The 23,331-nt window shown below is 39.6% G+C and carries 17 protein-coding genes; 7 read left to right on the forward strand and 10 right to left on the reverse strand.

Translation table 11 applies throughout. The features are described 5' to 3' along the window. Positions 1–12: 12 nt before the first annotated feature. Entirely contained in the window at positions 13–1,140 is a 1,128-nt protein-coding gene (locus tag L1264_RS09185) for an alpha/beta hydrolase (RefSeq protein WP_199527229.1), read from the reverse strand. Between the two features lie 272 nt (positions 1,141–1,412). Between L1264_RS09185 and L1264_RS09190 the strand changes: the two genes are divergently transcribed. After that, positions 1,413–2,882 (forward strand): M20 family peptidase, encoded by a 1,470-nt coding sequence (locus tag L1264_RS09190; protein WP_199527165.1) that lies wholly within the window; start codon positions 1,413–1,415, stop codon positions 2,880–2,882. A gap of 26 nt (positions 2,883–2,908) precedes the next feature. Here the strand turns inward: L1264_RS09190 and L1264_RS09195 are convergent, their stop codons facing one another. After that, on the reverse strand, positions 2,909–4,111 hold the full coding sequence (locus L1264_RS09195) for a helix-turn-helix domain-containing protein (RefSeq protein WP_235403889.1): 1,203 nt from the start codon (positions 4,109–4,111) through the stop codon (positions 2,909–2,911). A gap of 214 nt (positions 4,112–4,325) precedes the next feature. Between L1264_RS09195 and L1264_RS09200 the strand changes: the two genes are divergently transcribed. Then, a complete protein-coding gene (locus L1264_RS09200) occupies positions 4,326–6,629 on the forward strand; it encodes a TonB-dependent receptor (protein WP_199527163.1) in 2,304 nt (767 codons plus the stop codon). A gap of 244 nt (positions 6,630–6,873) precedes the next feature. Here the strand turns inward: L1264_RS09200 and L1264_RS09205 are convergent, their stop codons facing one another. Beyond that, positions 6,874–7,116: a hypothetical protein gene (locus L1264_RS09205; protein WP_235403890.1), complete on the reverse strand. Its 243-nt coding sequence runs from the start codon at positions 7,114–7,116 to the stop codon at positions 6,874–6,876. A gap of 397 nt (positions 7,117–7,513) precedes the next feature. Here L1264_RS09205 and L1264_RS09210 point away from each other — a divergent pair, with 397 nt between their 5' ends. Next, the gene (locus L1264_RS09210; RefSeq protein ID WP_235403891.1) at positions 7,514–7,783 is read left to right on the forward strand and encodes a hypothetical protein; all 270 of its coding nucleotides are present in this window, start codon (positions 7,514–7,516) and stop codon (positions 7,781–7,783) included. A 106-nt stretch (positions 7,784–7,889) separates the two neighbouring features. On the opposite strand, the gene L1264_RS09215 is transcribed toward L1264_RS09210, so the two are convergent. From L1264_RS09215 to L1264_RS09240, 6 genes are all read right to left on the reverse strand, one after another. Then, positions 7,890–8,792 (reverse strand): hypothetical protein, encoded by a 903-nt coding sequence (locus L1264_RS09215; RefSeq protein WP_235403892.1) that lies wholly within the window; start codon positions 8,790–8,792, stop codon positions 7,890–7,892. Beyond that, on the reverse strand, positions 8,779–10,344 hold the full coding sequence (locus L1264_RS09220; protein WP_235403894.1) for a TnsD family Tn7-like transposition protein: 1,566 nt from the start codon (positions 10,342–10,344) through the stop codon (positions 8,779–8,781). Before L1264_RS09220 ends, L1264_RS09215 begins: the two co-directional genes overlap by 14 nt. After that, complete coding sequence (locus L1264_RS09225) at positions 10,313–11,761, reverse strand: hypothetical protein (RefSeq protein ID WP_235403896.1); 1,449 nt, start codon at positions 11,759–11,761, stop codon at positions 10,313–10,315. Before L1264_RS09225 ends, L1264_RS09220 begins: the two co-directional genes overlap by 32 nt. Positions 11,762–11,763: 2 nt before the next feature. Next, positions 11,764–13,872 carry a hypothetical protein gene (locus tag L1264_RS09230; RefSeq protein ID WP_235403898.1) on the reverse strand — a complete coding sequence of 703 codons (2,109 nt, stop codon included), beginning with the start codon at positions 13,870–13,872 and terminating at the stop codon, positions 11,764–11,766. Next, positions 13,865–14,677, reverse strand: a complete 813-nt coding sequence (locus tag L1264_RS09235; protein WP_235403900.1) for a TnsA endonuclease N-terminal domain-containing protein — start codon at positions 14,675–14,677, stop codon at positions 13,865–13,867. Before L1264_RS09235 ends, L1264_RS09230 begins: the two co-directional genes overlap by 8 nt. A gap of 293 nt (positions 14,678–14,970) precedes the next feature. Beyond that, complete coding sequence (locus L1264_RS09240; RefSeq protein WP_235403902.1) at positions 14,971–15,315, reverse strand: helix-turn-helix transcriptional regulator; 345 nt, start codon at positions 15,313–15,315, stop codon at positions 14,971–14,973. Between the two features lie 18 nt (positions 15,316–15,333). Here L1264_RS09240 and L1264_RS09245 point away from each other — a divergent pair, with 18 nt between their 5' ends. The 4 genes from L1264_RS09245 to L1264_RS09260 are packed head-to-tail and all read left to right on the forward strand — an operon-like array spanning position 15,334 to position 21,317. Continuing rightward, on the forward strand, positions 15,334–15,645 hold the full coding sequence (locus L1264_RS09245) for an HTH-like domain-containing protein (RefSeq protein WP_235403904.1): 312 nt from the start codon (positions 15,334–15,336) through the stop codon (positions 15,643–15,645). Further along, positions 15,645–16,724 (forward strand): DNA cytosine methyltransferase, encoded by a 1,080-nt coding sequence (locus tag L1264_RS09250; protein WP_235403906.1) that lies wholly within the window; start codon positions 15,645–15,647, stop codon positions 16,722–16,724. The genes L1264_RS09245 and L1264_RS09250 overlap by 1 nt, the downstream gene beginning before the upstream one ends. After that, complete coding sequence (locus L1264_RS09255; protein WP_235403908.1) at positions 16,711–19,683, forward strand: ATP-binding protein; 2,973 nt, start codon at positions 16,711–16,713, stop codon at positions 19,681–19,683. The genes L1264_RS09250 and L1264_RS09255 overlap by 14 nt, the downstream gene beginning before the upstream one ends. Positions 19,684–19,688: 5 nt before the next feature. Further along, positions 19,689–21,317: a response regulator receiver domain gene (locus L1264_RS09260; protein ID WP_235403910.1), complete on the forward strand. Its 1,629-nt coding sequence runs from the start codon at positions 19,689–19,691 to the stop codon at positions 21,315–21,317. A 164-nt stretch (positions 21,318–21,481) separates the two neighbouring features. Here L1264_RS09260 and glmS read toward each other — a convergent pair whose 3' ends face one another. After that, on the reverse strand, positions 21,482–23,302 hold the full coding sequence (gene glmS, locus L1264_RS09265) for a glutamine--fructose-6-phosphate transaminase (isomerizing) (protein WP_135923059.1): 1,821 nt from the start codon (positions 23,300–23,302) through the stop codon (positions 21,482–21,484). Positions 23,303–23,331: the final 29 nt, after the last annotated feature.

Here is a 23,331-nt window from a genome sequence, read left to right on the forward strand (position 1 = left end):
TTGGCCATATTATTAAACCTTACTCAACTGTGCTTGTAGCCTCGTTTTTGTTTCTTTTAAGTAATCTAGGTAAGGATACGAGTCATCAGCTACGGCTATTGCAGCCTCGATTTGAACTAATGCTTGGCGAATATTACCTTGCATTTCATAGCCATATGACAAAGCTGACAGTGCATACGCTGATTTAGGGTAGTTTTTGATATTGTACTTAAACACCTCAATAGCCCGCTCAAATTGCTGGTTATCCGTTAAGCTGTAACCCAGCATCCTAACAGCGCGGTCTGGTGGCGCTATTTGCTCGCCCCATTGCTGTGATAAGCGTTGATAATAAGCATCAATTGATGAAACATCATCGCCCAATGCACTCAAAGGCATCTGTTTAGATAAAAATAAACCATGATACGCATTAAATGCCCCAGCAGCTGAGGTTAGGTTATGCGAAACACCTGCAAATGCATCGCTCTTAAAACGCAGATTTTGCACCTTACTATTTTGAATCGTTTGCTGCATATCATCGTATCTTTCGCGCATAATGCCGGCTTCTTCGCCGATATTTATATATACATAGCTGTTAATACTTTTGGCTTTAGTAACAAAGGTATTTAGACTCTTAGCCGGAGCGCCATAGTTCCACCATACCGCAGGGCTATAAGCAATGTGCGCTTGAAATAACTCAGGATCAGCTTGCATTGCGTAAAGAGCAAATACACCCGCAGCAGAGGCTCCTGCGATAACTTTATAATCATGAGTACGATACTGTTTATTAACCAAAGGCATCAGTTCTTGCTCTACAAAAGCTAAAAACTTTGCTGCACCACCGCCTTCGCCAACAGGCCCTTGTGGCTCTTTGTTCACTGTAGGATAAAAATCTCTAAGTCGATTAGTGCTTTCAATTGCAACTACAATCACCTCTGGCGCTTGATCATTTTCTTGTAAGCGTTCAAGCACAGCATTAATCAATGGTAAATTACCGGCCCCATCCAAACGGTAAATAACGGGATACCTTTTGTTTGGATGTGTTTGATAGCTTTTTGGCAATTGCACAACGACAGTGCGTTGCTCACTAAGATTACTTGATTCGATATTATGCGTATGTTGGCTGTAATTTGTAACCGCATCATCTGCAGCTGGTTCAGCCATTACATGACTAGTACAGAGTAAAAAACCACTAATACAGAATAACTTAAATAGTCGCACGACTTATCCTTAAGAAATATTGGTAATTTTTTAAGCTAACATAGTTACAGGTACAAACGAAGAAAAAAAGAGCACCATTTTCTGAGACTTAACCTCCTATCAACAACCAAAATAGAATTTTTTATAGAATTTATTCTCAGTTTGCAAAACCGGAAGTAAGCCAGCCATTTTTAAGCTTCACTCACTCAGTACTTTTCTAAATAGAGAAATAAATCATGACAATAAAAAAAATACTCATCGGTTTTGCAGCAGCTTTGCTACTGCTAACTGCAATTGTGTTATTTCGCACTTGGCAATTCAAACCCGCTGCAATCACCCCAATACCTGCAGCAAATATTGCTGTAAACAGTCAGCAGATTGCTGAACACTTATCTCAAGCGGTGCAATTTAAAACGATTTCAAAAGAGTATCGTTCTGATATTGATTACCAGCAATTTAGCGCATTTATATCTTGGCTAGAGCAAACATACCCCGATGTTCATCAACAACTTGAGCTAAAGAAGTTTAATGATTACACCTTACTCTTTCATTGGCGTGGTAGCGAGGCGAATAAAAAAGCGATTTTATTATCTGCCCATTATGATGTCGTTCCGGTAATTGCAGGCACAGAGTCTCTATGGAGCCACCCACCCTTTGCTGGCACCATTGATAGTGAACATGTTTGGGGGCGCGGAACACTTGATGATAAGGGCTCTGCAATTACTCTCATGGAAGCGCTTACCCATTTACTTGCAAAAGACTATCGCCCCAAGCGAGATATTTATATTGCGCTAACGCATGATGAAGAAATTGGCAGTAAATATGGCGCAGCAGCAATTGCTGATTACTTTGCTGATGCAGCTATTGCCCTTGAATGGTCACTCGATGAAGGCTCATTTGTACTTGATGGTATGATCCCTGGTGTTGAGCCAAAAGTGGCAAGTATTAATGTCACCGAAAAAGGCTATTTAACCCTTGAGCTAATCGCACATGCTAAGGGTGGTCACAGCTCAATGCCTCCCTCAGAAACGGCAGTAAGTATCTTAGCGCAAGCCATTGTAAACTTAAAAAATGCCCCAGTGCCCGGTGGCCTTGAAGGTATTTCGGCGCAAATTTACGATAAAATGGCTCGCCACATGCCTTTTTCAAGCCGCGTGTTATTTGCTAACAAATGGTTATTTGGCTCACTTATCGAAAATAAAATGAGTGAAATGAGCTCTGCGAATGCCATGCTCCGCACAACCACAGCACCTACTATGTTATCGGGCAGTGAGAAATCAAACGTATTACCCATCGAAGCTAAAGCAAAAGTTAACTTTCGAATTCACCCACGCGATTCCGTCGAGAGTATCATTGCCTACGTTAATGCAGTGATTGATGACCCTCGTATTGAGATTGGCATTGTTGAACAATTTGAACCATCACCTGTATCAAGCAGCGAAAGCCCGGCATTTAAACTACTTGCTAATGCAGCACAAAGCATTCATGGCGATCTGGTAGTTGTACCAGGGTTAACCGTTGGGGGAACAGACAGTCGTCGCTACCAACAAGTTGCTGAGGATAGCTATCGCTTTTTACCCATGACGCTCACTTCACAAGAGCTAACCGGTTTCCATGGTACAAATGAAAAAATTAGCATCGAGAACTTAACTAAAGCGGTGCAATTTTATAGCTACTTAATCAAGCAAAGTGATCAAAACCTTTAATTAAGCGCTAAACCCACACTGTGGGTTTAGCTTTTTAAACTCACAGTAGCCGCATTTTTATTGCTGCGATATTGTTTAGGCGTACAACCTTGATAGTTTTTAAAGTGGCTGTAAAAGGTTGAAACCGAGTTAAAACCAGCCTCAAAGCCAACTTCAGTCGCTGATAAATGGGCTTTATTAGGATCTTCTAAGATGCGAATAGCGGCTTCTATTCGCTGCTTATTAATAAAATCGTAAAACGATAACCCAGCATGACCGTTAATGGTTTCGGATACATGACTTACTGAGACGTCTAAACGCTTAGCTAAATCGCTCACTTTTAAACCCGCCTCTAAATATGGCTGTTCAGTGACCATCAATTGCTGCAGTTGCTGCCAAAGTGAAGCGGCATCTACTTCAGTTAAGCTGCTTGTTTGGTACTTTTTGTTGCTGCTCGATACATTTGCCGCTGGTTGGTTTTGGGGCTCTTCATTTTCTTCAGCGTGGATTGTTACTTGTCTCACCCCGTAATGAGCAATTAAAACAGTTGTCACCAGCATCGCAAGTTCATGCATATGACCACTATTAAATTCATTTCCTAGGAAATAACCCGCTTCAAATAGAATAGCCAAGAGAGTACCGAGTATATAACACCAGCAAATCATGGTGACCCAGCGTAAATTGATCTCTTCAATATTAGAAAAACGTCTTTTAATTTGCACTTGGTAAGATTTAAGAATCCCAATGATGATAAAGCAATAAGCTAAATTACTGACCCAAGCAGCCACCTTATGAAGGTAACGATTTTGTCGATAAACATCGCATAACTCATTACTAAAACAGGGTAAAGCCAAGCTGTGATTAAGCTCAACGGGCATTTGCCAATGCCAAATGAGTGTAAAAATGAGTAGCGGACTCAAATGCCATAAATGCGTCGCTTGAAGAGTGAAATTAGGCCTTGTTTGAAACAACACATAAAAATACAGCAAAGGACCCGTCAGCATTTGAATACTGACGAGGTAATACACTTGCCCTCTGAGGGCTGGTATCTCAGCTTGCATGATGACAGCTAAAGCCAACATTGAAATCAATAAACTAACCAAGGCCATGGTATTTTTTGCCCCCGCAGAGCCGGGCCCTGCTCGCCACAAAAAAAACGACAAACCAAAGCTAAAACACATACATGCGCCGATAAAAAGAGAGAACGGCTGAATAGTCAAAGGGCTAGATAAAAACGCATTTAATGCCATAGTGATACACTTTTATTATTCTTTTTATTTTAATCTCACAGCTGCCAAAGCAGCTAAATACGGGCTTTTTAATATTACGAATTTGCAAATTAGTAAAAATTTTAAAACTAATTTCTCTTATTTTGCAAAGCCGGAAGCACTAACAAAACTTATCGCTTAAAAGATTAACTTACCAGAAAAAAATAATAATTAATTGCTTCAAAAGGAGAGCTTGGTGGGTCATTTTAAAAAGCACAAACTGGCAAAAACAATAACCAGTTTATTAACCTTGTTGCCTATCGTGAGCCTAGCAGCTGAAACTCAGGATAGCGAACAACAAGAACAATTAGCACTCGAAAAAATCATTGTGACAGCGCAAAAACGCGGTGAAAACTTACAAGAGATTCCACTAGCAATATCGGTGCTCGGCAGTAAGCAAATGGACCGCGGAAATATTCAAAATATCCAAGATATTCAGCAGTCTGTTCCTAACTTGAGCATGGTCACTACTTCTCCATTTACAACCACCATCAACATGCGTGGTATTCCATCAAGCCCTAATGGCGTATTTAACTCTGGCACCAGCCCGGGCATGGGTATGTACGTCGATGGTGTGGTGTATTCGCGAGCAACAGGGTTTAACCAAGAGCTCAGTAATATTGAGCGAGTAGAAGTACTACGTGGCCCACAAGGCACTTTATTTGGTCAAAATACCAATTTAGGGGTTATTAATATCACAACCAAAAAGCCTTCCGATATGGTTGAAGGTAAAGTAAAAGTCGACTTAGGCAATTATGGCCTTCGTAAAACAAACCTGTATTTAACAGGGCCTCTGATTGAAAACGTGCTCGCCGCGAGTATTTCTTTGTTTGATGTTTCGCGAGACGGTTATGTTGAAAATAGTGCCGATGGCAGCGAGTTTTCAACACAGGACCGTCATGGTGGTCGCGCGCAAGTTCGTTACACCCCAACAGATAAACTAACCCTTGATATCAGCGCTGAATATTTAAAAGACAAGAGTATTCCTCTTGCTAATAAACTCACTGACTATGAATTAGGTCTTGGCTATTTAGGTCTTTACCCAAGTGGCATGACACCAGAAGATTTTATTACCGATGATATTCATGAAGTGTTTGTAAACCCTGAGCGCTACTTTGTAAGCCGAGAAAACTGGGGCTTAGATACAACGCTCAGTTACCAATTTGATTCTGGGTTTGAGTTTAAATCCATCACGGCTAAAAAGGTGTACGACTCAACTATTGGCACAGACATGGACTCAACTCCCGTTGATATCGTATTCAGTACCGAAACCGAAAATAACGAACAATTCACGCAAGAGTTTCAGATTTTATCACCAACGGATCAGTCATTACGCTATGTAGCTGGTTTTTTCTATTTAGATAATGAGGCTGTAAATGACCAAAACTTTTTAAGTGGTACTGGGATATATGGCATTCCAACAGGTTTACCAGAACCGTACCCACAGAGCCTTAACTTACAACCGGGTAGCGGCCCTATCAATGGCGGCACATTACAAACCAAAAGCAGCGCCATTTTTGCAAATGTTAATTATGATTTCACTCAAGCAATTAACGGCTTTTTAGGTTTACGATACTCAGATGTAGAAAAACAAATGAGCTTTTATCAACGCGGCTGGGAAACATCTTTGCCGGGCGTGTACTTGCTCAATTACATTGATATTCCAACCACAAATCAGACCCTTAAAGATGACTTTTTATCATGGACTGTCGGCTTAAATGGCACAATAAACGACAACAACCACGTTTACGGTAAAGTATCGAAAGGCTATAAAGAAGGGGGTTATAGCTTCCGTCCACAATCTTTACAATCAATTGGTGGCAACCCTTTAAACCCACAGATGAGTTTTGACCGTGAAGCCGTTGTCAGTTACGAATTAGGCCTTAAAAGTGATTTATTTGATCACCGCATGCGTCTGAATATGGCTGCTTTTTACTTAGACTACTCAGATATTCAAACCCGCGTTATTGAGGATAATGGCACCAACAGAGTCGTTAATGGCCCATCGGCAACCAGTCAAGGTATTGAGGCTGAATTAAGCTATCGAGTAACGAAGCAATTAGCTGTGAATGCGGCTATTGGCTATGCTGATGCAACCTTTGATGAATTTGAAAACTGCCATGCCATTGACGACTGTACAGGTAACCAACTTCCGGGAGCCGCAAAATGGACGAACAGCGTCAGCGTAAACTATGAAACCACGCTCACTGAAAATTGGGATCTGTTTGCTGGGGTTGATTATTCGTACCGCGGTAAAGTTCAAAGCGATGCGCGTAACTTATCAGCCACCGAACTTGGTACCAGTAACTTAGTGAATAGCCAGATAGGCATTGTTTCTACAGATGGCACATGGGAAGTCATGCTGTGGACTAAAAACCTGCTCGATGAAGAAATTGAAGTTAGTAAAGCAGATAAAGCAACGTCTGAACTAAGTTTCAGTGATGTCATGTATGCCCCACCAAGAACATACGGTGTTTCATTCACTTATAACTTTTTTTAAACACAAAAAAGCCGGCTAATTAGCCGGTGTGCACGTTAAATAATGTTCGAAACTTAGAATTAGCTCTAAATGTATGATCCTGCATAAAAAGTACGATCCCAGCAAATTTAAAAATGTACGCTACTAGAATCTGCCCAGTAAAGTTCGCTTCTGGGCATGTTCGCTACAATAAAATCCACATAGTTATTTTTTAATTTAAGTAAGACATTTAACCGTGGCACGTCAAACGAGCCCCTCTAAAGCTTTACTTAGAATCAGCTAACCACTCAACTTCTGGAAATAATTGCTGTATTTGAATTCGAGTGACACGTACTAACTCGAATTTACTGATTTCTTTTCGATTGAAGGTAATACTTACTGACCCTTTCCCGTTATGACAGACAAAAGCGTCCCCATAGCCAGCTTCAAATAGCTTATCGTCAATATCATCCATTGTAAGATCGGAATCTCCAACATTAAACTTCATTTCTACTTTAAAAGTTTTCAAATTTTTGTCCCTCCGGTTGCAAACTGTATTTACAAGAATAAGTTGCTCCACCCGTTTACTGGCAATAAGTCCTTGAGAAACGCTTTCGTGATTTTGGTAATTCGTTCATCACTCAAACTTGATTGTCGCAATAATACCCATAGAGCAATATCACCACAGCCCTCTTTAATTAAGTTGTTGGTAATCCTACGAATTTGATAGTCAGATACATCTTCCGCATATCTGCACAAAACTCTTTAGTTATCTTTGGATATTTGAGTTAGACCAAACCCGACAATTCTTACGGAGATAATAACTCAAATGAGCGATCACTAGCCATTCAGCACCTTATCATGAGCAACTTTGGTAGTCTTATTTTGCTATTATTGCAATATCAATTTGATTGAACGGAGTACGAATGAAAATTTTCAAAGATAGTTCAGGTAAAACTGTCGTTGATCGTGTCTGTGATGTATGCAAAGAGAGCGTAATAACTGACCTTGGTGAGCTGAAAGCTAATTGGGGAGACGGCTTGCATAAAGGCGGAAGCAAATATCATCTCGATCTGTGTCAAAACTGCTTCAAAGTTGCTCTTTTCGCTCTAAAAGACCACCAAAGAAATTTATTCATGTTTGATGATGAAAACAATATCCCTGACGAAAATTTTGGTCTGAATGAGAGGGGTTAAACTCAATGGCTCTGTCAGTACGATTTTTGTGATGAAGATCTGGTGTTTCCTGACGTTTTAACGATTCGATTTGTAATTACCCCATTTATAAAGAGCGTAGAGCAGGCTAGTGGTTCCAGCTATACATCGTTAACCGTAGTTGCGGCGTAACCCATTGTGGTGATTGTTCCGAAATCAGCTTGTCTTGTTGAATTAATCGTTCAATAATTTTGACGCTAAGCGGTGCAAGTGCAGTGATGAGTGTTTCTTTGCGAGTATCGGTCCCTACAAGTAGCCATTGTCCATCTTCGTTCAGCCCTGGCGCGTATTTCCCTGCTGCCAAATTATCTTCAAATCGCCAGGCCAAGTCTAAAAAGTGCTCGTCAGAAGACATAATATGTTCTGCTAACAACGCTTCTTCTATTGCTGATAGCAATGATGTTTCGTCATCAACATTTTGATTAGTCCTGATATGCTTTAGGATACCGCAAGCAGCTCGATTACGTTTGGGAGGCAACGTTGAAAATAGTCCTTTTAGTTCGCTGGCGTCCCTATCTTTAATTAACTCATCGGACTCTTCCTGTAACTGCTTGGCCTCTTCTGTACTGTTTGCTACAACATCAAAAATGTTATCAAATTCAAGATTAGCCTCTGTCTCTGGCTGATCTTCCCTTTCCATTACCAGTTTCACCAGCTTAGCATCCTCTTGTTCGCTACTACGGGAAACCTGCTCATAATCCACAGAGCCAAACTCACGACTTACTGGAACACCGAGTGCTCCATGAAGTCCTCGTTTTTTGCACCAGGAGATAGCCATCTTATCCATGACATCTGACGGAATATCAACTGACAATTGAGAAAACGATTCATCACCGGTATGTCCTTTGGTGACATTAAATGATGCTGGGCGGTCAATAATAAGCTCTACTGGATTTGAGTTGTCAATTGGGTTAATACCACTATCTTGAGCTGAAAATTCTTGGTGTAAACTATGATCCGCTTCACTAAAAATCCAATCAGTTTTTGTCATCATAAATCCTATGTTTGTTTTCTCCAAAATATGGGCTGTTACTTTGGCACGTTGATAATAAATTCTTGAGAAACTCTGCCGTGAGCGAAGTCATTCGTTCATCACTTAAGCCTGATTTTCGCAATAATACCCATCGAGCAATTTTTTCATTTCTCTCATTCACTAACGTATTAGTGATTCTGCGAATTTGATAGTCAGATACATCTTCGGAGTACCTATGCAGAAATTCCGAAGTTAGGGGCAGCTTTTTAAAGTAATTTTCAACAGATGTTCCTCGATCTAATTGGCTCAAATACCATTTTTGGGATCTCCTTTCCCCTTCTATATCAAGCAAATAAAAATCTCTAATTTTGGTCAACTCACGTACCAACTGAATATCCCTTTGGCGCCAATTTACTCTGTTATTCACTACTGGTATCGGGTGTTTGTAACGCAGGTTAATCTTCAAAAGCCAATCTCTATCATGACGATAGAGCCAAGCATAGATTGCGCCACCACCGCTAGCGCGAGCTATTTTAGTCCCGAAAGTTTTAACTAAACGAAGCCAATTTAATTTATAAATTCTTAATTCTTTTTCTGAATGTGGACAGCTTTGATAGGTTCGGTTTACTACCTTCTTGATTGATTGCACCCAGTCTAAAACTTGGACAATACTCGCAGGTTCACCCTTTATTGCATAAATTAAAACCAAATGTTCAAGATAGCTGAATGATTTCCGGTGCTTTCTGGTAATACAGTGAAGCCAACATGATTCAGAGTCGCTTGGCACTAAGTTCATTGCGCAAAGCCAATCAAATGGCCAAGCTTTTAATACAGCAGATTTAACTCTCGAATAGTTAACGTAATACCCTTTGTCCATTTCAACTTCGCAAATTAACTCGTGATAAAAAGCTGTCCATTGTTCATAACTCGCAGAAACCTCTGGCGCTTGCTCTAGCAAAGCTACAATCTGTTTTTCGAGCCAGTAAAAACAGTCTAACACTGGCGTCGTGCTCACATTTTCATGGTTGATTGAAAGAATTGATAATGGGATATACTCATGTCGCTTTGATACTGAATGATATGGTTGCGCTAGTACCAACTTTGTTTGATGAATTGGGCAATAATCAATTCCACTAATCTGGTGCACTCGCATCCAATAGGGTTCGCCCAAAGTATTCCATTGCTCTGAATAACACTTGGGACAACACCTTATATGATGTAACTTTGGAATACGTGAGCAGGCATAGCCGGAACATAAATGCACAGCTCCATATGATTTACCCTTCAATAGTGATAAACATTGTAATCGACGGTTTTCTGGCATAAATGGCGCGTATAATGGAAATAGCGTGTTGTTATAAGTCAGTTGTTCACTAGAAGGCAGCGTTAATGAGTTTGTTTCGCTGAGCGCATTTAGTCTGGAAGGTAAGTTGATTGTTGATATTGCTGTTCGAGTCCCCATAGCGAGGTCAATCAATCGCTTGGGACTGACCTCGCAAAAACGCACTCTTGCTCTCGCTAAAATGCTGTATAACAGCTCATCTGGGTAAGGTTTGGGGAAATTTATCATGAAGATTGAAATCTCCGATTGGCAATACAAGCCCAGCCTCCTTCAGCATCAAGTAATAATTATCCTCTTTTTGTTGGGATGCCAAATAACGCAAATCATCCTCAGGCAGTGTATTCCATTGTGATTTTGCTATGCGGCTAAAGTCTTTTCGCTGCATAGATTCCAGCTTAGGCGTTTTACGTCGTTTTGGTTTTGAAGCTGGTTGCGGAATAGACTTGGCTGATTTATCGCTTCGCTTATCACGAGCAATGTCAGAAAAGAACGAACGGTGCTGGCTAAAGTACTTTTTCTGTACCCTCAACATTAACTCTCTTGAAATGCATTCTACTCCGGTATTTATAGCTTCATGCAGACATCGAGCATAAAAGCGTACAGCTATTCCCACAACACCTTTACACGCGTTAAACCATACTTCTTTGAGCTCTTCATTGAGCTCAATATCCTGAGCCTTTAAACAATTAAACTTCCAAAGCCTCGCTGTAAATCGTGACCAACGATCAACGAGTTCTTCGTTTTCATTTGAAAAGGCACAAAGTGGATCCCAGATAAGCTTCTCGGAGCTTATTTCATTGATGTCATAACAATTAACATCACTCGAAAGCAAAACGACAGGGGTTATGTCAGCAAGGCCAGATAAGTGCTCAAATAACAATTCTCGTTTATCAATAGGCCAATTCCGTGTCGTCTCTAATGAATCAATGACCAGTGTTCCTACATTATAAGTTGTTAAAAGGCTCCTCATTTTCATAAATGCAGCGCAAACATTGGGCGCAACCTCTACTTCTTCATCAAACTTATCGCTCCCTAAAGCAAGCTCTAAGGCTTCTAGGAATCGAGCGCAATATTCCAACAGGTTGGAAACCCCTTTTAACTCAACTTTTAAGTACACAATTTGCGCCTGAGAAGATGCATCATGCCAAACTACTTGCGGGTAGAGTGACAAACAACGCTCAATTGCAGCTGTTTTACCACAACTCTTAGGCCCTACAATAGCGGAAATATCTCGGCGCTTCTGTACTGCTGTGTCGTCATGCCAAACATGGGGCTTACCGCCCATAGCTGACAATAGGTTATTTGATAAGACTCTCCCTTGATTCTTCTTGGGCACCTTATTGTGATATCCACTTTTTATCGTCAAGTCTAAGCGATCGTACAAATCAACAATCTCAGGCACTAAAACATAAAAACTATCGATTAACGACTGAATACCACTTTTACGCCGGCTATCTTTGTCTTCAGCTGTTGCCTTAATGACTTGAACATTTTTAAAGTGAGCCTTTAATAAGCCCACATCTAATGTATCCCTGAGTACATCAACAAATTGATTATCGGTTGTGTCATCAGTTGCGATCAAACCTTCAGATCGCCAAGCTTTTGGTGGTATCTTTTCTATAGGGAGCGTCTGCTGTTTTGCCATAATTAGTCCTCATCATCCATGAACATTTCGTTCAGTCGTGTATTTGCCATCACGACAGAAGCTTGCGACTCGTTTTTGGAAGGATAGCGTTCGTTTCTCGCTGATTTAGGCTTTACAGCATCGTAAATTACTTTGCTTTCCACCCTTTGAGTAGGTTTATCTCCAAGTTTCGAAAGCTCTTCTTTTTTTGTTCGATTATCTGACTTTGCCTTCTTATCTGCTATAGCGATGCGCACGTCTTCCTTGTTTTTTAACTGTTGTTCAAGAGCATACAGCGTGTGATCGTGCATTGCGTCAGCGTTTGCGTGTTTACTCTCCTTGTCCCGCAAAATAGCGTCACGCCAAGTTAGCCCCTCAAATCGCCTGTAATCCACGTGCAGGGGACATTTGATATACTCGGTCTCTCCATTCTTTGGCACTAAGTAAATAGCAGAGGCGTCAGACTGATCGATAGCAACCTCCATTTTTTGAAGGTTGTTATAAATCTTTTCTCGTAGACCTAGCGCATTTGGGATCACAAATTGCAGATGCTTGTAAGTGAGAATATAACGTCTAGACACGCTCGCTTGATCTCTTTCAAGCAATGAATACCAGAAGTACTCTGAGTCAATAGAGTGAAGAGGCCCAGTTCTATGAGCAATACCCCATTTCCATTTCGAGTTCGGAGAGGTATCAAGCTCGGTTGGATAATCTGCGTCGACTTTTACCACTCCCATCGGCTTTGAATTGAGCACCATGACTGTTCGCGCAATAATGCGATTCAACTCATCTAGCAGCATTGTATACTCTTCAGGCTTATACTTACCGCCATGTTTCTTTGGTAAATATTGCGAGATCAAGCCAGGAAGTAGATGGCTTATTTCAGCATAAACTCGACCAAAACTTCTTTCACCTTTACCTCTTTTTTCTGGCTGAGAAGCTCCGCTATTAATCATCGCTGATCCATGCTCCACTGTTACAGAAGTGATTTTTTTACTTCTAAGATCAGAACCTAAATCCCCAAAAAAAGCCTTTGGTAAACCTTGCATCGACCAGTCACTTGGTTCGATTTCCAAACCAAACTCTCGACATAATTCAACTTTATCCCTGATCGCAACGGTCATAGCGTTCACTGCATTGAAATAAGATGGTGGCGTTAGTGTCAGCAAGAAGCCTACACAGCTAGAAGTATCACTATCAATAACTTCATAGAGAGTTGGCCTACCTAGAGGAAATCGTTCTTTATCGGCCAATCCAGCATCGAATGGCGTCGCGTCTATTTCATAAGAGTATCCAGGGCCAACTAAATTGGCACTGACGTCTGAATTTAGCTTCCTTAAGTTAGCATTGAAATACTTATCACCAACTTTGGCTTTTGCTCGGGCTTCTGGGCTGAATTTGTGATAGAAAAAAGCTTTAAATAAATCAGAGCTTGGCTTTTCATTTTCCAATTTACGAACATCGCCATCACACCATCGCGCCAAAAAATCAAGATATGCATCTTCCAATCTAAATACATTCTTGGGTTTACCCTTTTTATCAACCGTGTATTTACCGCTGAAAATGGTGTACTTGATAGCAGTCTCCATTACTGACTCCATTTCCGGAGTAGATTGAGATGAATCGTAACTTCCATGTTCTTTAGGCCGACCTAAGCGCTTTTCCCCTCTTGTTTTAGGTTTACCTTTACCACCACAGTTAGCATAATCAGGCAAAAGTGCATTGGGAGTTTGTCCACGCTGCCAATATCGTCTGAGATAACGATAAATCGTGCTTTTTGCACCAACTTTCATTGATACAAGAACTTTGATCAATTCGGCACGGTGTTTTTTTATCCAATACTTAGAGCCCCCAATAACACCTTGGATCCGATCAAGGTTACTATCACGCATTGCATGATAATCATGGCCAGCTTCATAGCTACGATTTACACTTTCTCGCCAAGGGTCTTCGACACCCATGATTTTTTGTTGATCATCAATATCCGCTACTTGTCTTGGGGTTAATCGGAAAGGTAATGCATCATTTTTTTCAATATCAATAAAAATGGCAAAGTCACCAAAATCATCCAATAAACGGTACTTATTGCCGTCCCAGCTGTAAACATGATTGCGCGTCATAAAATCAAGCATGAAGCACCTCATCTACAACTTGAATGTCAGCCCCTCTTAAGTTGAAGAAGTCTTTGTCAAATTCCAAAAAGAAAACCCCAAGCTGAACAAGTTGCTTAAATCGATAAAGGTAGGTCCCTCCCTCAAGCTTGTTTACTTCATCTAGAGCGACAAGTGAATTATGGATTCGTTCGTCTGGATTACTTAGAAAAGCATTTTCAATCGAGGTAACATGAGAGTAAAGTTCATCAACATCACAATCATCTAGGCTCGCGCCAATTATCCACTCCAGGGTACGATGAGTTTTCCTACAAATTTGCTCTTCCGTAACTACATACAAAGGTATACCCAGTCTAGCCAACGAAGCCCGCTCTAATTGAAGCTTTTCAATTGTTCGCCAGCCCTCTAAACCTTCTACATATTTCACGTAAACCCCAAGCTTTTCATTCTCTGGTCCAGCAAGAGTAATGACAAAATCTGTAGTTAAAGACTTCTTCTCTGCGTCCTTCTGGGGTGGGTGGTTAATGCCCAGATCAAAGGCTAGCTTTAATGTCGTTGATAAGTCATGCGAATATTGAGATTGGATATCCACAACTCTGGGATCCAAGTCAAAAATAATAAACGTCATGTATTCAAGTAAAGACAGCGTATATTCAATACGCCCAGTTGTGCGACTTTTCACTCGTCGCATTTGGCCTTTAGAAGAAACTGAGTGAACAGTGGCGCCAGACTGGTAATCTTTGTCTGGTACATAAGCTTCTTCTACAATTTCATTTAACTGAAGACTCATTTGAGCCTCACCACTCATATTTGTGGTACTTAACATCGTCAATATCCTTATCAACATAAGACTCTTTGAAGCATCATCCTGATGCCCTTAGCTACACGTTAATTTTAACAGATCTTGACCACATTGATTTTAACTAATTGTTTTTTATTAATTTAATCGAATATAACCAAGCTAAAAGCAAACTTTTTAAGTTGTTTTTTGTTGTTTATGAAGGAGATGGAGAAAATGAAAAAAAATTAAAATTTTTTCTTCGTGGCTGAAGATTTATATAGTTTTTAAGCTGACTGAGTTCGTCTTATCCAGACTAATTGCTATTGGGATGTAATGCGTTAGTCACAATGTGTGTCATCAAACTTACGCTGAATACGCAACCAGAAGTCGTGAGGTATGCCAGTAGTATCTCCAAGTTTTTTGGCGAAGTCTAAATCAACAGCCACCTTTCCTTGAAGAAATTCGTTGAAAAAGGTTTCTGTAATACCTAATCGATTGATTATATCTTCTCTACTAACACCATTAGCATTACTTTTGAGTAAAAATAAATGGGCGAAAAACACCGATGGGTGGAGCGAGCCCTTGTAATGGGGAACACTGACGAAACCTTCCTTAGTAAAATCATCAAGAGATATTACGCCCTCAACTAAAGCATCAATGTCTAATCGCTCATTATTTTTCAAAGGTATTCCTCCAACAGCTTGCGTTATGTTTCATTTACTAATTTAGCTAATTTTGCTAGATTAGCTAAATTAGCAGATTGCTACTTAACAATAATGAAATCAATAATTTTCGCATCAATCAAAAAAGCTCTAAATGACGCTCCTCGTAATCAATATATGGCTGAACTTCATCTTCAAGTTCTAAAGTATGCAGATCAATTAGAGGACATTACAGCTAAAGAGTTCTGTGAGAGCGTTGAACTAAAACCTAGTTATGGTACGGAGTTTAGCAAAATGAGGAATTTAATTCCTCGTCTGAAAAAAGCAGGCTTAAAGGTAGATAAAATTTAATGGATGAAAAACGTAATAAAGCCACTAGAACCTTAAAGGCTGTCGATTTCTTCTGTGGTGGTGGAGGAATGAGTTATGGAATGCAGACGGCTGGAGTAAAAGTAATCGCAGGTATCGATTATGAACCAGCTTGTGAAAAAACCTATTTAGCAAATATTAAAGATGCCAAATTCATTAATTGTGATGTTTTCGAATTAAATGAGAAAAAGTTAGCTAAAGATTTAAAATTAAAACGTAATGACAAAGACTTAATTTTAATCGGATGTAGCCCTTGTCAGTACTGGAGCATAATAAATACGGACAAGAAAAAGTCTGAACAATCTAAAAGTCTTCTAGTTGAATTCGAGCGTTTTGTTAAGTTCTTACGCCCAGGTTATGTGGTTGTAGAAAATGTTCCTGGTGTACTTCGAAGAAAAAAAGAAAGCGGTTTAGAGAATTTCATTCAATGGCTAGAGGAAGACGGCTATGTTGTTCATTTTGAGATTCACAACACAAATGATTTTGGAGTACCGCAAAATAGAAGAAGATTTACACTTATAGCGAGTAGAGTTGGCAATCAAGAGGTGGCGCCTAAAGTATGCTCAAATAAGCTCAATGTTTCAGATGTTATTGGCGAAGCTAATGGATTTCCTAAAGTGGAAGCTGGGCATGTAGATAACTCTAGCTTCAAGCACAGTGTTGCTAAAATCACACCGAAAACTCTTAAAAGACTTAAAATGGTCAAAAAGAATGGTGGGGATAGACTGGGGTTTGCTGATGACCCAGAACTACAGCTACCTTGCTTTGTAGGAAAAGATAATTCTTTTAAAGATACATTCGGTCGTCTGTGGTGGGATAAACCATCGCCTACTATAACGACCAAGTTTTTCAGTGTTTCAAATGGTAGATTTGTTCACCCGGAAGAAAATCGAGCTTTATCGTTAAGGGAGGGGGCAACGTTACAGTCATTTCCTAAATCATTTGAATTTCACGGCACCAGTATGGAAGCAATAGCCAGACAAATAGGGAATGCGGTCCCACCAGAATATTCAAGGAGAATCGCACTAGCGATTATAGAGAACAGCAATGGCAAACTTTAAAACACGAGCAAGAGCACTAGATTTATTAGGCAGGCAGCAAATTGCGGGTATACCAACAGCAATAAATGAGTTACTTAAAAACGCTCACGATGCATATGCAGATAATGTTGATATTGATTATTTCAGAATAAATGATCTTTTTGTGTTGAGAGATGATGGCGTAGGTATGTCAAAAGAGGACTTTGAAACTCGCTGGCTTACACTTGGCACTGAATCCAAAGTGATACACAGAAAATCAAGTCCACCTCCAATTGATCCCTCTAAACCCATGCGGGTTGCAATGGGAGAAAAAGGCATAGGGCGATTAGCTATTGCTTCAATCGGTAAACAAGTATTAATAGTTACCAAGGCTAAGAACCAGGAAGAAATCACAGCCGCCCTAATAAATTGGCAAATTTTTGAGCTGCCAGGTCTAAATTTAGAAGATATTGTTATTCCAATAAGGACGCTTACAGAGTTGCCTAATAAATTAACAATAGATTCAATGAAAGAGGAATTGATAGAGTCTATCGACAAGCTTCTAGCACAAGACGATATCACTGATACTGAATATACAAACATAGAATCAACAATAAAAGCGTTTAACGCTGTTCCATCTGACCTATACCATAAACTAAATCGCAGTAATGATTTTTCTGGTTATGAGTCTAGTGGTACCTATTTTTTTGTGTCTCCAGTAGATGAAACTCTGAAATTTGATTTGGATGGTTCATCCATTGGTAAAGAAGCCACCAAAATTGAAAAAATGCTCATGGGTTTTCACAATACAATGACCCCAGATCATCCCAAGCCAATTTTGGATATCGCATTTAGAGATTACAGAGTAAATGACGGAACATATGTTGATGTTATAGACAAAGAGCAATTCTTTACAGTAGATGATTTCGAGGTTGCTGATCACCACTTTAAAGGCCATTTCGATGAGTTCGGCCAATTCAAAGGTGCAATTAAAGTTTACCAAGAAAAAACATACGAACATATTGTAAATTGGACCGGAAACAACTTTAACAAAACTAGCTGTGGCCCTTTTGAGATCAGCCTTGCTTATGTTCAAGGCAAAAAAAACCAATCACTCCTTAGTAACGAGGATTTCGCAAGAGTTATTGCAAAAGCTGAAAAATTTGGTGGTTTATATGTATACAAAGACAATATACGTATTCTTCCTTATGGTAACTCTGATGTCGATTATTTAGACGTTGAAAAAAGAAGATCTAAACATGCTGGTTTAGCTTTTTTTTCTTATCGAAGAATGTTTGGTGTAATTAACCTAAAGCAAGCAGATAACTTTAAACTAAAAGAAAAAGCAGGTCGAGAAGGTTTTATTGAAGATAAAGCATATCGCCAATTTAGACAAATTTTGATTAATTTCTTTATTCAATTGGCGGCAGATTTTTTCAGAGATGATATAACAGCAAGCCCAAAAGCAGAGGTATGGGCCAACAAAAGAGCAGAGATTGAAGCATCGCATAAAGCTCTAGAAAAACAGAACAAGAGAGCTAGAGCTAAAAAAGAGCGATTTGAAAAAGCCTTAAATAAATTTTTTTCTGACAACCAAGATGGCCTTATAGAGCAAGAAGTAGATAGTATTTTTACTGAAGCCGCTCAAAACTTTAATACTATATATTCCATTAAAGATCATGATCTAGCTAGTCAAAAAATAATAGATACAGAATCAGAAACCAGACAAAAACTTAATGAGTATCGAAAGTCTATTACCGTCCCAACCCCAAAAGGGTTTCTTGTAAGGGGTGAGCTAAAATCAGACTATGAAGCATACCTCAATGAATTCGATGTATTAGAAGAAAACTTATTTTCTAAAACGATTCAAAAAATTGATGAACTGGTGGATGTAACAATTAATAAGTTACAAATATCTATAAGTAAAAGAAAACGATTAGAAAAAGCTGTTGATTTTATTTCACAAGAAGCAAAAGCAATCAATGCTCTTAAGAAGAACACAGCCACAGAGTCGGCTAATGAGATCACAAAAAGGGTAAAAGAGCTAACTACAGACCTGATGGTAGATCTAGACGACCAAATTAGACAAGTAAAAGATAGATTTAAAACTATATCAATTGATAACGAAGCTGATATTGATTTAGTTGCAAAACGAAAAGAGTTATCGGATGAAATAACCTCAGTAAGTGAAAGAAATACAAATATACTAGACACTATAATTAGGCAGCTAGAAGGCATTTATTGGGAAAAAGATGAAGATAATAACTATATAACAAACGAGCAAATAACGAGTGCTCTAGGCGAAGAATTAGAAGAGCTCAAAGAAAAAATTCATACGGATGTAGAATTAAGTCAATTAGGCTTAGCTGTAAGTATTATTCATCATGAATTTAATAGCACTGTAAGGTCTGTCCGTTCGAGCTTGAAAGACTTAAAGGCATGGTCTGATGTTAATCAAGACTTAGAAGGTGTTTACAAGAATATAAAAATCAACTTTGAGCATCTCGATGGATACTTGAATTTATTCACGCCACTAAACAGAAGACTTTCACGCAAATCCGAGAACATAAAACTGCTCGAAATAAAAGCTTTCTTAAAAGACTTATTTGGTAGTAGATTTGCGCGACACGAAATAGCTTTTAATCATACAAACGGCTTTGCAAAAGGCAGCATAAATGGCTACCGCTCTTCTTTTTATCCTGTGTTTGTTAACTTGATTGACAATGCTATCCATTGGTTAAATGAAAGTGGTATTTCTAATAAAACTATTAGACTTCATGCCGAAGATGATGGGTCTGTGTACGTTTCAAACAATGGATTAGAAATCCCTCAGCAAGACAAAAACAAAATTTTTCAATTAGGATTCAGTCGAAAAGAAAATGGACGAGGTATGGGCCTGCATATAAGTAACGAAGTTCTAGAAACTGCGGGTTACAAGTTGTTATTAGTTGAGCCAAGAAAGAATGCCACTGTAACGTTTAAAATAGCTAAAATGGACTAAGAATAATGAGTTTCAGGGATAAATCTAACGAAATTGCAAATGAATTCCTACAGACTGTAGTATTTCTCGACGACAAAGCGTACGGCACAACAGATCAAGCAGATATAAATCATGACTTTGATGTGAAGTCAGTAGTTAAGTCGTTTGCTCAAAACAAGAAAGTTTGTTCTGTTTTCCAACCAGAAGTTGAGAATGACATACGCCTTTTTACAGAAATAGCTCAAAAAGCCGACGTAGTAGTTCTTGACTGGCGAATTATCATCGACATTGAAGATTCTGAAGAACTTGATGATGAAGAAGATGCTGTAGTTGACGACCATAACGGTCATTACACTAAACAAATAATAAATAAGTTATTAGAATCAAAGAGTAGCCAAAATAGCTTAAAGTTAATTGTCATTTACACAGGAAACCCTGAACTACAAGCAATAGCAGCTAGTATATTACAAAGCTTGCAGGGCGCAGGTATTGACGGGTTTTCGATCAATCAAGATGACGAATGCAGCATTAGTTCTCATAGTTGTAAAATATTAGTTCGAGCTAAGTCAAATGGAGGTCACAACCGTGGACAGCATGCCCCAGAGCTAATAGAAAAGTCAGTTACTTACGAAGAACTTCCTGAATTTATTAACTCTGAATTCGCAGAGATGACCAACGGCTTGTTATCAAACTTTGCTTTAAAAGCTTTGACAGCTATAAGAGAGAATAGCTTTCAAATTATAAATGTCTTCTCAAAAAATCTTGATTACGCATATCTGGCAAATCAGTCTCTATTAATTAACAACCATGACGCAAATGAACTATTAGTTGACCTCATAGGCGATACATTTGTATCAATATTACGTGCTAATGACGCAAATAGCTTACTTGATACAGAGCTTATTAACACATGGCTAGAAGACAACTTACAAGCTCAAGAACAACGCAAAAGGTCTAATGCGGGTCAATTTGAAGATTCAACTTTCGCAGTACCTGTAGCTTCAGCTCTCGATTTACTAAGTTCATGTAATGATGTTCAAGAAAAATTTGTGGATGCTCTAGCTGATTTAGAAAACTTGTCTAGAAGGAATGTTGAGAAAAACTACAAAGCCTACGCTTTCGATATTTTCTCTGACTCTCAAGGAAATGGCTCACACCAAGAGTATGCAAAACTGTGTCAACACAAAAACTTAATTCACAGCGAAGGATATATTCCTTTTCTTAGTCTAGGTACAGTCGTAAAAAGCACCCATGATGGTAAGTATTTCGTTTGTATCCAACAGCGTTGTGATTCTGTGAGAATTGCGAATGGTGATATACGAAGGTTCCTGTTCATCTCTTTGGATTTAGTTGAGAATAACAAACCATTTGATTTCATTACCCCAAGCGGTGAAAAGCTGTACTTAAATCGCAAAACCTATGACTTAAAAACAATTAAGTTTTTAGCTTCTGATGATGGCTCGGTAAGAGCGGAAAGAGATCAAGACACTCTTATATTTAAACAGTTTCATCAAGTGGAGGATGGAATAGAGAGTTTTGAATATTTATTTGAACTAAAAGAGCTTTATGCTCAAAGGATCGTAGATGATTACAGCTCTGGTTTATCTCGTGTAGGTTTGGATGAGCCTGAATGGGTTAGACTAAGCAAAAGGTAATATTCTAAAAACTTAATTTAAAACGGTCACTAAATGTGACCGTTTTGTTTCGTACTCTAAAACTGTAGCGAACTTATAAGTTTCTGACTTTAATATTTGTTGCGCACATTAAAGACTGTTTCGAACATTATTTAACGTGCACAGCCGGCTCTCGATGCTTTAACTTATTCAACCGTTACCGATTTTGCTAGGTTTCGAGGTTGGTCTACGTCGGTGCCTTTAATAACCGCAACATAGTATGAAAGCAGCTGTAACGGAATTGTATATACAACTGGAGCAATCACGTCATCTACATGGTTTACGTTGATTACACGCATTGTTTCGTCAGATTCAAACGCTGAGTCTTTGTCTGCGAATACATAGATAATACCGCCACGGGCACGTACTTCTTCTACGTTTGATTTAAGCTTTTCAAGTAGTTCGTTGTTTGGTGCTACAACAATGATTGGCATGTCGGCATCAATCAACGCAAGAGGGCCATGCTTAAGCTCACCCGCTGCGTATGCTTCGGCGTGAATGTATGAAATCTCTTTCAGCTTAAGTGCACCTTCCATCGCGATTGGGTATTGTGAACCACGACCCAAGAATAGTGAGTGGTGCTTGTCAGCGAATTCTTCAGCTAAATCTTCAATACCCTCAGCAAGCAATAATGCTTCTTCTAACTTGTTAGGTAGTGTTTTGATTGCATTTACAATCGCACTTTGATCTAAGCCTTTTTCTTGCGCAATCGAAGCCGTTAGCATTAGTAAGCCAACAAGTTGTGTAGTGAAGGCTTTCGTTGATGCAACACCAATTTCAGCACCCGCTTTAGTCATAAAGGCTAAATCAGATTCACGTACTAATGATGAACCCGGTACGTTACAAATGGTCATTGACGCCATGTAACCTTGCTGTTTTGCAAGACGAAGTGCAGCAAGCGTATCGGCTGTTTCACCAGACTGTGAAATGGTCACAAGTAAGCTGTTGTCATGTACAAATGATTCGCGGTAACGGAACTCAGAGGCAATCTCTACGTTACAGCTCACACCAGCAAATTGTTCAAGCCAATAACGCGCAACCATACCTGAGTGGTATGAAGTACCACAGGCAATAATTTGCACGTGTTTTACGTCTTTAAAGATTTGCTGAGCGCTTTCGCCAAAGGCATCAATCGCTACAGTATCATTGTGAAGGCGGCCATCAAGGGTGTTACGTACAGCAAGCGGCTGCTCGTAAATTTCTTTCAGCATGTAGTGACGATATTCGCCTTTACCTGATGCGTCTTGCGTAATGTTTGATTCAATCACTTCGCGCTCAACTGCATCGCCGTTTGCATCAAAGATTTCTACACTGTCACGGGTAATACGCGCAACATCACCTTCTTCAAGGTAAATAAAGCTGCGTGTAACTGGTAATAAAGCTAGTTGGTCAGATGCAATAAAGTTTTCGCCAAGACCTAAACCAATCACCAGTGGGCTACCTGAGCGCGCTACGATGATTTCGTTGTCGTTCGCTTTATCAAAAACAACGGTGCCAAATGCGCCTTCAAACTGCTTAACAGCTGCTTGTACTGATGCTAATAGCGTATCGTGCTGTTGGCGAAGTTGGTGAATAAGGTGCACCATTACTTCTGTATCTGTTTCTGATAAAAACTCATAACCGTCGCCTTTTAATGCATCACGAAGGCTGGCATGGTTTTCGATAATACCGTTATGAACAAGGGCAATTTCGCTGTTCGAAATATGTGGGTGAGCATTGGCTTCGGTTACGCCACCGTGGGTTGCCCAACGCGTATGTGCAATACCGGTAGTGCCATTAACAGCTGCATCGTTAAGTGCCGCTTCAAGATTTGCAACCTTACCCACGGCTTTAACCGTGTTAAGCTTATTACCTTTAAGTAAAGCCACGCCTGCCGAGTCATAGCCGCGGTATTCAAGGCGTTTTAGGCCTTCAACAAGAATTTTATTTACTGGGCGTTCTGCAACAGCCCCAACGATTCCACACATAATCTCTCCTTTTGCACATGCCAAAGCGT

It is taken from the genome of Pseudoalteromonas sp. APAL1 (genome assembly GCF_021532475.1).
GTDB classification, from domain to species: Bacteria; Pseudomonadota; Gammaproteobacteria; order Enterobacterales; family Alteromonadaceae; genus Pseudoalteromonas; species Pseudoalteromonas lipolytica_C.